The 13,622-nt window shown below is 41.7% G+C and carries 7 protein-coding genes; 3 read left to right on the forward strand and 4 right to left on the reverse strand.

Annotated elements, in window-relative coordinates:
* The first annotated feature begins 32 nt into the window (after positions 1-32).
* Positions 33-1,463 carry an aminotransferase-like domain-containing protein gene (locus tag MKY16_RS03160; RefSeq protein WP_340954078.1) on the forward strand — a complete coding sequence of 477 codons (1,431 nt, stop codon included), beginning with the start codon at positions 33-35 and terminating at the stop codon, positions 1,461-1,463.
* Positions 1,464-2,276: 813 nt separating this feature from the next.
* Here the strand turns inward: MKY16_RS03160 and MKY16_RS03165 are convergent.
* Both MKY16_RS03165 and MKY16_RS03170 read right to left on the reverse strand, forming a co-directional pair.
* Positions 2,277-2,609, reverse strand: coding sequence for a hypothetical protein (locus MKY16_RS03165; RefSeq protein ID WP_340954079.1), 333 nt, complete (start codon positions 2,607-2,609; stop codon positions 2,277-2,279).
* Positions 2,610-3,750: 1,141 nt separating this feature from the next.
* Positions 3,751-4,761, reverse strand: coding sequence for a LacI family DNA-binding transcriptional regulator (locus MKY16_RS03170; RefSeq protein WP_029515929.1), 1,011 nt, complete (start codon positions 4,759-4,761; stop codon positions 3,751-3,753).
* Between the two features lie 1,301 nt (positions 4,762-6,062).
* Here MKY16_RS03170 and MKY16_RS03175 point away from each other — a divergent pair.
* Positions 6,063-9,875, forward strand: a complete 3,813-nt coding sequence (locus tag MKY16_RS03175; RefSeq protein WP_340954080.1) for a GH32 C-terminal domain-containing protein — start codon at positions 6,063-6,065, stop codon at positions 9,873-9,875.
* Between the two features lie 869 nt (positions 9,876-10,744).
* A complete protein-coding gene (locus tag MKY16_RS03180; protein WP_340954082.1) occupies positions 10,745-10,987 on the forward strand; it encodes a hypothetical protein in 243 nt (80 codons plus the stop codon).
* Between the two features lie 240 nt (positions 10,988-11,227).
* Here MKY16_RS03180 and MKY16_RS03185 read toward each other — a convergent pair whose 3' ends face one another.
* A complete protein-coding gene (locus MKY16_RS03185; RefSeq protein WP_340954085.1) occupies positions 11,228-12,223 on the reverse strand; it encodes a carbohydrate kinase family protein in 996 nt (331 codons plus the stop codon).
* A 22-nt stretch (positions 12,224-12,245) separates the two neighbouring features.
* Positions 12,246-13,280: a LacI family DNA-binding transcriptional regulator gene (locus MKY16_RS03190; RefSeq protein WP_340954088.1), complete on the reverse strand. Its 1,035-nt coding sequence runs from the start codon at positions 13,278-13,280 to the stop codon at positions 12,246-12,248.
* Between the last annotated feature and the right edge of the window lie 342 nt (positions 13,281-13,622).

Here is a 13,622-nt window from a genome sequence, read left to right on the forward strand (position 1 = left end):
ATTGTATGTAAGACAATCTTTGGAGGATGCTTATGCCTGTGAATTCGTTTGAAAATTATCCGATGAGTTGGACACCGGTTCGCAAAAAGCTTAGTTCACCTATTTACCGCTCTATTGCCAGTCTACTGGAGTATGACATTATCAATGGATTTCTGGCACCGAATACTAAGCTGCCGCCTCAACGTGAACTGGCAGATTATCTGGATGTGAATCTGAGCACAATTACGCGTGCTTTCAAGATATGTGAAGTCAAAGGGCTGATTTATGCTGTAACAGGTAGAGGGACTTTTGTAACGCCTCATGTTCGTAACGCTATTTTTCTCGAAGAGCATGTAGAACGCAACCAGTATATCGAAATGGGGATTATACAGCCGTTAGATCATTGCAATGACCAGGTAGCTGAAATGGTTAAACAAGTTGCGAGTAAAGATTATCTGACGACCCTGCTGGATTATAGGCACCCGCTTGGAATTCCCTATCATCAAACCGCAGCAAGAACATGGATGCATCAGTTTGGAATGGAAGCCGAGGCAAAGAACATCATGATTGTTTCCGGCGCACAGAATGCACTTGCTCTAACACTAATGTCCCTGTTTCATCCAGGCGACAAAATTGCCGTAGATATACACACCTATCCTAACTTTATTGAACTAGCAAACCTTCTGAATATTCAACTTGTGCCTATAGATGGAGATACAAGTGGCATGCTTCCAGAAAGTTTGGAGAAGTCTTGTAATACTAATCATATTAAAGGAATTTATCTCATTCCATCCTGTCATAACCCTACGGCGATCGTCATGGACATGGAGCGTAGACAAAATCTAGCCAAGATCATCAATCAACATGGAATCATTTTAATTGAAGATGATATCTATTCATTTTTGTCTCCTAGCGGTTTTTTGCCGGTTTCTCACTTCGTTCCGGATCACTTTGTGTATATTCTGAGTACTTCGAAATCGCTCAGTTCAGGATTGAGGGTAGCGTATATGACATGCACAGAGTTACTAAAGGAAAAGATGCATTACGGGGTATTCAACGTGAATATTAAAACGTCTTCACTTAATGCAGAGATCATAACTGAAATGATACATTCAGGAATCGCTGAAGAAATCATCAGGCAAAAGCGGGCAATCGCCTTGGAACGGAGCAAGCTATACCAGAGTTATTTTCATCAGTACACGCAAACTGAGAATCCACTCAGCTTCTATAGATGGTTACCATTATCTCATCATTACCAACTAAAAGAACTGGAAAATAAGGCTATGGATTATGGAATTCATATTTATCACTCGGCACGTTTCTTAACAAGGAAAGATAACGGGGATCAGTTTCTGCGAGTTTCTTTATCCTCGTCGCTGGATCAACTGGAACTAGTCATTGGACTCCAGCGTTTGCAAAGGTTACTATCGAATATCGAACCTGAAAATCAATTTATCAAAATGAGTAACAGTATAAATAGATAAAAGATCGTTGATGATAAATTAAATAAGAGTTACTAGAAGGATGTATAGTAACTACAAGAAAAATTCTTAGCTGTAAAATGAAAAAATAAATATATTCAGATAGATAAGTCGCCAAAATGGCGGCTTTTCTTGTTTTAACGATATAAGTTTTTGTCTTTAGCATGTCCTTAAGGAATTTTAACTCCATTTCATAATCAATGAATGGGAGATATTATAATTGATGCAGTTAAACAGCCAGACGAGGATGGCCACTACGATCCTATTCCTAATAAAGTGCCAGCTCCTGAGCCACCTACTGTATTAAGTAAACCTGCACCTGTAAACAGCCCAACCTGATTGTTTTAGATGGTAATTTCTCAGCCCAAGTATTTGCATTATTAGCATTAAAGTATTCCTGTATTAAATTAGCTTCTGGGGGTAAATCACCAATAAACTCCTTGAATTTTCTACTATTTTCATATATAGATATATACTCTGAAAAAGTCTTTTCCCCGGAATTCAAAACTCCTCTAACATTTCCAGTTTTCAGTACAAAATTATTAAATGTTTCTATACTATTACTTCCACTAACGATTTTGTTATAAAGGGAATCAAATCTGTTCGCAATTAAGATAGAAGATGATGGGCTTAATTGGAAATCCGATGAGTGCTTTGACCATACTTCAAAGCTAGAAAAAGTCGAAAAATAACTTCCTAGAAATGAGAGAGGGTCAATTATCTCTTTACTAATATTATGTTCTAATTCATATCTTTTTAAAAGAGCATCATCTTCTATGATGTGTAATTTTAACTTAATATCTTTTGGAAGTTTCTTTAAAAGTAAAGGAGAGGACTATTCAACCCACCTTTTTCCCACAAGTAATCTAAGTATGGGTCTACATCATCTTCATCCATTGAGGTAAACATTATTTCTGTTTTATCATCGTGGTGGAAAGTTCTAGTAACTGGTACAACCCAGAAATAAACTAATTCAATATTTTCTTTATGTTCTTCTAAAAATGGAATAAATTCAGCGGGATGGACTTGTGAAAACAAACGATTTAACAGATTCTCATTGACGATTATTTTTACCTTATCATAAAAAATTGCTTTCTCTGCTATTGTCCCTAAATCGCAATCACTAGAAACACATATACTTTCAAACATTACAGCAACCTCCATATAATCCACATGGTATAATCTACCATTACTAATCTGCTGCATTAATTCAAGTACATTTATTCACAATCCATATAGTAATTTTAACATAAAGACTCAATAATAAATCACTCCCCCCTTATGAGGGATCAATATTTTTTACAATGCTACAACCATACTAGTTATTGAAATCTCATGGTTAACCTATCTGTCCGTTAGCTTAATGAAGCATCGTCAGTCTCTCTATTTTCTCAGTCTACAACTTTATTTGCTGAGTCTAACACTTTATTTTTTAGTCTAGAACGTTATTTTCTCCTGACAATTAAAATGCGCTGATGTTATTGAGTATTGTGGTACTACTGATTCTTTGGGATGGCTAATGAGTACAACAGGTTCAATACTAAAAGAAGCCAGGAGAATGATGGGCTCGGAGTCTTAAGTAGGATAAGAAAGTAAATAATATGTAATTTCTCCGAATAGGTAGGTTCAATTGCGAACCTACCTTTTTTCATTGAATACAGTTATAGCTATTTCTATAAATAAAAAAATTATTTGTATTATGCGACATAAGGACAATTTATTTTTAAATATATCTTTTAAGAAAATCTAATATAAACGTATTATTTATATCAGATTCATTTAAGTATAAACAGCTACTTATAAGCCTAACTTTACGCAAATGCAATAATTAGAAAGGAGATAGGGCTGAATTGTGAAGAGGTTTTTCGTCTTTTTAAAAATGAGATCTACGCTAAATGCTTCTCTTAACTCATTTTAATTTAGTTACCAAAATACCTTCTACAGTTCGGGCGCTTACTCATCTGAAAAATTCATTACACATCAAAACTTAATTAACGCGAAAAACATAACTTATTTGGAGGAATATCATTGAAAATCAAAGTGCTGATTCAATTTCTTATTTATTTATGTCTATATTGTAATGATAGAAGTACACTATGGTTATTAACTATAAGGAGCAAAAAAATAAAACATAAGAATGTGAGAAAGATTAATTTTTTAGTTTTGCTATCTCTCTCATTCATACTACCTTGGTATCTGAAAATCTTATTCATCTTACCTTGCTTAAAAATAACAGTGTATATGCTCTGAATAAAAATGGTTCCCTGTATCTTTGTTACATACAACTTGATTAGGAAGACTTCGTGGAGCCTCTATGAACGATGCATGTCTCAAGATGAATGGTCTCATTCCGTCGATCCGGCTGCTCCAATCGAGCCAACAAGGACTCAACGACGCGTGTACCGAGTCCGTACGGATAAGTATGTACGGTCGTGAGCGGAGGATCGATAATCTTGGCATTAGCAATATCGTCAAAACCTGTTACCTCGATTTGTCCAGGAACATCGATGTGCAGCTCCTTTAGCGCACGAATAACCGAAATTCCAATATCATCGTTGGCACAAACAAATGCTGTCGGAAGCTTTGGAAGCTGCTTCAACTGTTCAAGCATCCACTCAACAGATAGATAAGGATTGTTGTCCTCAAGCTTGATGCTGAACGTCTCTCCAGATGAAGCGCGATGCATCCGGAGGGCTTGATCGTAACCAAGCCAACGCTCATAGAAGCTTCGACAGTGATTGTGGTCTCCGATAAATCCAATCTCCGAATGGCCGCGTCCAATGAGAGAACGAGTAAGATTGTATGTCGTGCGGTGATTCTCCATCAAGAGGATGTCGAATTTGTGTGGAGAGTTCAACGACTCTGGCAAAAAATCGATAAATACCGTTGGAATGCCCGTGTTTAGAATAGTTTCAATATAGGCTTCTTGGAAGATCTCAATACAAACAATTCCGTTCACATTTGATTGGTTAATATTGGAGGGCAGTGTGCATGAATGGATATCCTCAGGATTGACAAGAGATAAGATCAGATTAAAGCCTTCAGCGCGCAGGGAGGTTTCCATTCCTTTAATCGTTTCAGAGTAGAAGCTGATGGCGTTAATGTCCCCTCGTGTAAGAAGAGCAATATTGCCTCCATTCATAAAACTGTAGTTTTTGTATTTCATCTCCGCTGCTTTTTGGATTACTCTCTTTTTTGTGCCCTCTGGAATTTGCGGATGGTTGTTGAGGGCTTTGGATATGGTATTTCGAGACAGCCCCATTGCATCCGCGATGTCTTGAACCGTTACTTTCTCAGCCATAATAAGCTCCTTTTTATCCTGCTTCATAAAATCTTAAATGATAAACAAAAATTTATTCAAATGTAAATGTGAATGTGGTTTTTAGCTTGAAAACAATTCTTTGATCTTGCATACTGCTAATAAACATTCCCCTCTTATACTACACTACTCTTTGCCTTTTTTGTAGTAAGAGTTAGATAAAAAAGATTCTATACTATTAGGATAAATCGGTGTTCTTCTAAGAAAAGAAAGAGAGCTAGACCCCTTCTCGTGAGGGTTTGCTATCAAGGAAATATATAAACTTAAACAAGTAACAGAGTGAGTGGGATTTTCATTGCTTTTTATTTTTGAAAGCGCTATACTTTTGGTTATATAAATTAATGTTTATAAATATTGATTATAAATGTAAACTTGATGAACAATTAAATGCACAAGTATAAGTATTTTGAGGGTAAGGATGGAGGTAAACTAAAATGAGCTCTGTATAACCGGCTGTGATTTTATTGAGCTTTTCCGCCGGATAGCCAAATTACAGATTCGCTACACAACTCCTAAGACGGGGTCGAAAATTACAAACACTGAGTATTCTGCGGCGGGTCTTGCCGTTCCCGTTGGCTGGGAAACCGATGTCAATGCAGCAGTTTATAGCGAGATTTAAATGGGGTGCTGCGTAAGGATTCCTACTGCTTGTAATATATCGTAGGTACGGGGGGGGCGGTGTTAGTGTTTATTCGGAAGGTGAAATTATACATATACTTGTATATCCGAAGAGTGGACAAATGCTGACCAGACGGCATTCTGAAGATGAATTCGTTAACATAGGGACGCCTTGAAGGCCATTGAAGCCAGATGAGAAAAAGGACCACGAGCTGCCGTTGAACCATATCGCATTAGATATGGAAGCCTTCTATATTGCTGGTCCATAAACCCGTGTCATTTTACTTTTGTCAACTCACAAAATTTTTTGGGCGGCGTTATGCAGCTGCTGCTGATTTTCCCGCTGAACCGGTAGGTTGTGCTCCGGAACCTGAACGGTTATTTCAATTTAAGTGCCATCTTGGAGCATAAGGATGAGTATAGTGTTCCACCGGGCTCGGATATTATTGAAAATTAACAAAAAGGGAAAGAGAGAGGGGAGTCGGAGTTTGAACATTCCCAATAGTCTCGTTCAAATCCTAAAATAGAAATCACAAGTTCAAGCTCTATATATTTTATAACAAATTTAATATGCTATTCCGGCCAGTTACTGTGCTGTAACTGGCCGCCTTCTACTTTTTTGGTAGAAGATGATTATTCCGTAGAGTAGAAATGGAGGGTAATCGATGAAAAAGAAATTCAAAGCTGTGCTGCACATCCTCATGGTGATGGCTATTATTATGACTTCATCTGGAGTTTACGCCGCTAGTCCTGATACCGGCTGGGCTGCACGGGCGGAAGGTAACACAGGAAAATCGGAAAAGGAGGGTCTTTCTATTTTTGAAAACGTTATAAATCTAAATACAAATTTGACAGGATGGCAGGTAAAAGGAAATGGCAAGTGGGGAGATGCCGCAGAAGGGCTCCTGCTGACATCTGATCCGCAGGAGGACGTGATGGCCATCTCAGAAACAATAGCAGATGATTTCCTGTATGAAGCCGATGTTATGATCAAGGATATGCAAGCGGATGCTTCTTTGCTCTTCCGTTCCAATGAAGACGGATTGAATTCGTATATGCTTCAAATTGCACCGCAGTCCGGTATTATCCGTTTAAAAGATGCGGGCAGTGGAGCAGGTAAATTAAATGAAGAGCATCCGGTTTCGCTCAAGAAAGGGGAGATCTATCATCTCAAGGTAAAAGCTGAAGGGGCCTCGCTGAAAGTATATTGGGGAACTCAATATAAGCCTGTGATTGATGTTCAAGACAGTTCATACCGATCTGGCCGCCTTGGACTTCACGTCTGGGATGGGTCAGCCTTGTTCCAAAACATAACCGTTAGCGATCTGAAAGGGAATCTGGGTTTGGTACTTATGAAAAAAGGACAGTGGCAGCCTGACCTCAGCGGCCAAAAAGGAACGTCTGTGAACCAGAGCAAGGCTCAGCAAATCTATAGTAGGCAAGCTGCTGACTTTGTATATGAAGGAACAATCGTTTTCCGCTCCGATGCTGCTGCCGCTCTAGCTTTCCGGTCCTCTACCGATGGAACACGTGGATATGAAGCTACTCTGGTGAAGGAAGGAGAGCAGGTCCGCGTATCGCTGACGAAAGCGGATGGAACTGCAATTGCAGGCTCAGAGCGACCTTATCCGAGCTTAGCGGGGGCGAAGCATTATATGGAAGTAAAGGCAATGGGTAACCGGATTCAAGTTTTCGTGGACGGTTATACTCCACCAGCAATCGATGTAACGGATCATTCGTATTCAACAGGAAACGCCGGTCTTGTTGTGAAAAAGGGAAGCGCTTACTTTCAGGATGCTTATGTCACGGAGTCTAATAATTATTATACTGAAACCTATCGTCCCCAGTATCATTATACACCGATCCGTGGGTACGCCAGTGACCCGAACGGGTTGGTCTATTTCGAAGGTGAATACCATCTTTTCCATCAGGATGGAGGCACATGGGCCCATGCCGTCAGCAAGGATATGCTGAGCTGGAAACGTCTGCCGATTGCACTTCCGTGGAATGATTACGGGCATATCTGGTCCGGATCTGCTGTGGCGGATGTAACGAATACTTCAGGCTTATTTACGGATTCGGGCGGCAAAGGTCTGATCGCCTATTATACTTCCTATAACCCAGATGGTCCTAATGGCAACCAGCGCATTGGCCTTGCTTACAGCAAGGATCAGGGGCGTACGTGGCATTATGCCAAGAATCGTCCGATCGTGGTTGAGAACCCCGGCAAGAACGGGGAAGAACCGGGGGGATGGGATTTCCGCGACCCTAAGGTGATTCGCGATGACGAGCATAATCGCTGGGTCATGGTAGTGTCCGGTGGTGATCATATCCGGTTCTTTACATCGGCTAATTTGCTGGACTGGACGTTGACCGACAATTGGGGTTATGGAGATTATGTTCGTGGCGGTGTGTGGGAATGCCCTGACCTGTTCCCACTGGTCGTGCAGGAAACGTCAGAGAAGAAGTGGGTTCTCATGATCAGTACAGGGGCGAATTCGGCAACAGGAGGATCGGATTCTGAATATTTTGTGGGAAGTCTGACTGCAGAGGGGAAATTCGTAAATGACAATCCGGCAGGAAAGGTGCTGAGAACGGATTTTGGCAAGGAGTATTATGCATCCATGTCTTTCTCGGACATGACGGATGGGCGCAGAGTGATGTTGGCGTGGATGTCCAACTGGGATTATCCGTTCGCTTTTCCGACTTCGGGCTGGAAGGGGGGACTGACTGTTCCGAGAGAGGTTGCTCTGGTCATGACCCCCGACGGACTCCGTCTCGCCCAGGGTCCGATCAAGGAGATGGAACATCTGCGCAGCAGGCTGTTCTCTGTAACTGACAAGATGATCAATCCATCTTCTCCAAACCTGCTGAAGGGACTTGTTTCTGGAGCATATGAGATTGAAGCCGAACTGGAGATTCCGGCTGGAAGTAACGTAACAGAGTTTGGTTTTAATCTACGTGAAGGTGCGAATCAGAAGACTGTGGTGGGTTATAAGCCAGGCGAAAGTAAATTGTTCGTGGATCGCTCTGCTTCCGGAGCTACGGATTTCTCCAATCTGTTTACCACAAGACATGAAACGGGGATGAAAGCCGAGAACAAGCGGATCCAGATGCGGATTTTGGTGGATGAATCCTCTGTTGAGGTCTTCGCTAATGGAGGCAAGGTGGTTTTCTCCGAGGTCATATTTCCTGATCCGGCCAGTAGGGAGATGAGCTTCTATAATCAGGGTGGCAATGTGAAGATTGTTTCTCTGTCGGTAAACAAGCTTGGATCAGTGTGGAATTCGGATAACGATTCGCCACTACGGATTGCAATGGACACGGGTGACCGTGAACTAGGGATAGGGCAAAGTGAAACGCTGCGGGCGGCAGTGGAGAATGGGCCTGGCAATGGTGTTCACCCGCTGGAGTGGAAATCCAGTAATGCCAAGGTGGTAGGCATAAAGGGAGCCGGCGCTTCTCAGGCAACTCTTATGGCCAAAAAAGAGGGCGAGTCCGTCATTACTGTATCCACCCCGAATGGAAAGGCATCCGCCAGCCTTCTTGTAAAAGTCTCTGGCGGCGAGTTTCATACCAGTCTCAGCGGCTGGACCCCAGATCCGTCAATGGCTTCATGGGTACTCAGCAAGGATGGAATTCGTGGAAGATACTCAAGCGACGCGAATTATATGGCCCAGGAGCAGGCTGGGGATTTTACTTATGAAGCTGAACTGAAGCTTGGCACGTCCGGCGGGGCTGGTTCACTCCTGTTCCGTGCAAGCGAGGATGGGCACAGCGGCTACTACCTGAATCTAGATCCTAACATGAAGTCTATTCGCCTGTTCTACAAAATAGATGGACGATTCGAGGAACGACAGGTTCTGGCGAAAGTCCCGGCCTTCATCCAGCGAGGCCAAACCTATAAAATAAAGATTCAAGCGGAAGGCCCGCATATCGTGGTACATATGGGAGGACTGAAAATAATGGATCTGAAGGATGGGACCTTTGCCGAAGGTCATTTCGGACTTCATGTCTTTGGCGGCTCTGTCTCTTATCAGAATGTAAATGTGACAGGAGGGAAACCGGCCAAGTTGAGGGTATCAAGCCTCGTGAACGTAGCATTCCAAAAATCCATATATACAGCCCGCCTGGCAAATGGCGAAGCAGTTAGTGTACAGGATGCAAATGAAGCCTCGGATCAAAAATGGGTGTTTGTGCCGACCGGAGATGATGCAGGTTCCTATTCCATCCGAACGACCTCCGGACAGGCGCTGGATCTGGACGCGGAGCACAATAAAATTCAGCTCTATTCTTATTTGGGCTACAATAATCAGCGGTGGATTGTCCACAAAAATAGGGATGGTTCGGTTGTCATTATCTCAGTTTATCATAATAGGGCTTTGACCATATCCGAGGATGGTTCAAAGCTTACGTTAGAGACTCCTCCAACGGATGAAATGCGACGAAATAGGTGGAAAGTAAGCTCTGATTTTTAGTTCTATCCTGTAGAAAAGCCCCTTCGCTTGGCGTAGAGGGGCTTTTGGCAAAAGGCGGATTTGTTATTGTGTTCATGCAGCTTCAGCTTACTTCTGTCAGGTTAGGAAAATCAATTTCTTGCTGGCCAGGAAAGCGTCGAGCTTCTTTCGCTTTTCGTATCGCCAGCGAGTGATAGAGACATATGAACAAGACCCGTTGAGATGTCCATGCTGCAAGCACCAGATGTTGCTTGTGGTGATTTGGCATGCCGATTTGGACGGATTTATTATTATGTGCAACGAGAATATAAAAAATCAAAAGAAATGGTGGTTAATAAATGATGATAAACCACGAGGCCAAGGGAACGAATAGGATAAAATGAAATGGATTTGTAGGAGCCAAGGGAAAAGAGCTTTAGGTATGGATAGACTTTGTGTGGAATGTGGGACGGAATCGAATAAACCAAACATAACTTAATGATGGGGGCATTATTAATGAATATGGATGATGAGAAATTACTGTAGTGCTTTCAGAATGAGACTTTTCCCCTTGTAAGAAACAATTTTTAGACAGGGGAATGATGTACTTTGAAAATTTCAGATCGAGTATTAAGGCTTTATCTAAATCACACTTACTTGGATTTGTGGCGGGGGCCTTACGGCGGTAAAAAGCACTATGACTAAGACGAAAGCCTCCAAGTGGGGAGTATTATTCTTCTGATGACCATACCTTTGATTATCAGGGCAAAGCTAACCCTCAGGACCATCCGGCAATTTTAAGTCACTTTATCGATTGGGAGTGGTTTTTCTTAGGTTGTGGGAACGATAGAGTCAATGGTTCTTCGGTCTTTGATGAAAGTGTTGAGTTCATTATTTTAGAGTTATAACAAATGGGTAAAAAGAAGCCCATTATCGTCGATACCTTTATGGAACCAGCATTTTTAAGAGGAATTTCTGCCTACAACCAGGTTTTCTTTATGTTTGCCGAAGATGGACTAATTCGATCAGAGTATTTAGATCGAGATCACCTGAGAGGCATGGAGGATTTATTTCCTGTTTTATTTGATCCACAATGTACAAGAAGTGAAACACTAAATACAGTTGTTAAAGCTTCAAATCACTACCTACAATAAGCACAGCAATGTGAATTAAAATGTTTTATGAAAACATCTGAGTCAAATAAAAATGGAATATTATCGGCAATCGAAAATATTTTGGTCTGTCTTAAATACAAGGAGCTACTACATAGGATAGTAGTAGTTTCCTTTTGATTAAACTCCCTTGATATGATTTAGTTTCCTCACTTCACTTTCCAAGGAATAACTAAAAAGGTGTCCAGCGACCCTAGGATCGTCGGGACACCTTTGCTGTTCTTACAGTTCGATTTTTGTTTCACCCTGTTGCTCTATGAAATGCTTAACTTCTTCCAACGATGGCAAGGCTGCAATCGCTCCAACTTTAGTGCACACGATAGCGCCGACTTGATTGGCAAGTGTTATAAATTCCTGCTGTTGCTCCCAATCGGAGGTAAATGCCTTGGGCTGACTCAGCTGGCTGATTTGATACAGCATAGCTCCGACGAAGGCATCACCGGCACCGGTAGAATCGATCGATTTAACAGTAATACTGCTGATTAGCGAACGGGAGGTACCGCTTGAGATGAGAGTACCTTCTTTCCCCAAGGTAACTGCCACCGTTTTAGCTCCCAACCCATGCAAAAGATCCAATGAAGCATTGCGGTCAGTCAGCCCCGTAATGATATTTAATTCCTCTTCGCTTACCTTTACGAAATCCGCATTGTGTATTCCTCTTCTGGACAATGTTATAAACTCCTCCAGCCTATCTTTCCAGAGGTCCCCCCGGTAATTGGGATCAAAGGAGGTAAATTGCCCATTGGCTTTCGCTTCGTCCAATAAAGACAAATACGCTTCCCGGAAAGGATCGGCGAGCAAGGCCGTTGCCGAGCCAAAATGCAGAATGGCTGCCTGCCCGGTCCATTCTCTATCAATGTCCTGCAGAGACAGTTGACGGTCAGCTCCGCGGTTGAACACGAAATCCCGTTCGCCGTTAGCGGCAAGGGAAACAAAGGCCAGTGTAGTCGGCGTTGACGGATCAAAAAGGAGCATAGACGTATCCACATGCTGCTCATCCAACGTTTGCTTCAGGTACATGCCAAAGGGATCAGCCCCGACTTTCCCCAAGAATGACGCTTTTCCTCCGAGCTTGGCTACGGCTGCGCTTACATTTGCCGGAGCGCCGCCGGCCTGCTTGGAGAAATGCTGACCCTTGGCAAGATTAACATCAATATCTGTGCAGAAAAAATCAATGAGCAACTCGCCCACACAAAGAACCGTTCTGTCATTTTTCACTTTGATTCACCTCTTGGTAGATTTAGTTTAGAACAGGGGTCGAGTCTCGGTATACGATATCCGTTGCAACATGAGTCACTCGGTATGGCATGGTATTGTCTTTGATTCTGGACAATAACATTTCGGCTGAAATAATACCCATCTGACTACTATAAATATGCACGGTTGTAAGATGAGGCTCGACAACCCGGGATTCCAAAGCATCATCGAACCCGCAAACAGCAACATCTTCCGGGACTTTAATCCCTTTGTTTTTCAAAGATTTGATCACGCTGATGGCAATGAAATCATTGGCGCAAATAAAGACGGAGGGACATTCCCTCAGGGCATCCAACTGCTGTTCCATCCAGTTCTCCTCTAGAACGAAGTTGCGGTCAGGCGCTACAATGCTTTGGGCAGGATCTACGGCGATTCCTGCTTCTGCTAAGGCCTTATTAAATCCGGTCCAGCGTTCATTAAAACTTTTACAGTGATTGTAATCGCCTACAAAACCGAAGCTTTCATAGCCATAATCGATCAATTTCCGGGTAACACAGTATGTGCTGTGTTCATTTTCCATTAATACCAGATCCGCCTTCAATTCTGGATACATCATATCCGCAGCGCAATCAATAAAAATAGTTGGGATGCCAAGATCTGTGATCAGCTTGCTGTATTCCTTGCTGAACATTTCGATGCAGAAAATGCCAGCCACATTCGAAGGTTCAAAATTGCCGGGTAGGGTCATCGAATTGATATCATTCTCACGAACAAAATAAATAGATAAAGTATAGCCCTGTTTGCTGATTTCCTTCTCCAGTCCGCTGATCAACAAAGATCCAAAGTGTGAGCTATTAGGAAGATTACAGGTCAAAAGTGCGATATTGCCTTGTTTTTCAGAAGCTGTTTCCATATAAGAAAATTGTTTGTATTTAAGCTCCATTGCTTTTTTGACCACCTTGTCCCTAGTAACGGCGGGAATACTCTCCACTCCATTAAGCGCCTTGGAGGCAGTGTTTCTGGAAATCCCCAAGGCATCAGCGATATCTTGTATCGTAACCTTTGACTTTCTCGTCATATTGTTCACCTTATTCTCCGAATTAAGATTCTTCATACTTCTAAATATATAGTATTTTCATGTTTTTAACAATGCATTTATTCAAATGAACAATAAAAGTTTACGTTTGTTTATTTGTATTGTGTATTTTTGATAGATTTTTGCTGGAAACATTATAATTATCTTGAAATACGCTTTTTGAATGAATTTTTCACCCGAAATATATTGACTAATTAAATGTACATCTGCTAAATTGTAAGAGTAAAATATGTTCAAATGTAAATTGTAAGCCCATTCATTTTGGGAATGTGTAAAATTCTCGTTCTGTTGGAGGTGTGGATATTACAAGCAAGTATTTGAAAA

It is taken from the genome of Paenibacillus sp. FSL L8-0641 (assembly GCF_038006265.1).
In the GTDB taxonomy this organism is placed as follows: Bacteria; Bacillota; Bacilli; order Paenibacillales; family Paenibacillaceae; genus Paenibacillus; species Paenibacillus polymyxa_D.

Bases quoted from the DNA above. Each gene is read 5' to 3' on its own strand.
- MKY16_RS03160 (WP_340954078.1), top strand. From the start codon at position 33: ATGCCTGTGAATTCGTTTGAAAATTATCCGATGAGTTGGACACCGGTT.
- MKY16_RS03165 (WP_340954079.1), bottom strand. From the start codon at position 2,609: ATGTTTGAAAGTATATGTGTTTCTAGTGATTGCGATTTAGGGACAATA.
- MKY16_RS03170 (WP_029515929.1), bottom strand. From the start codon at position 4,761: ATGGCTGAGAAAGTAACGGTTCAAGACATCGCGGATGCAATGGGGCTG.
- MKY16_RS03175 (WP_340954080.1), top strand. From the start codon at position 6,063: ATGAAAAAGAAATTCAAAGCTGTGCTGCACATCCTCATGGTGATGGCT.
- MKY16_RS03180 (WP_340954082.1), top strand. From the start codon at position 10,745: ATGGGTAAAAAGAAGCCCATTATCGTCGATACCTTTATGGAACCAGCA.
- MKY16_RS03190 (WP_340954088.1), bottom strand. From the start codon at position 13,280: ATGACGAGAAAGTCAAAGGTTACGATACAAGATATCGCTGATGCCTTG.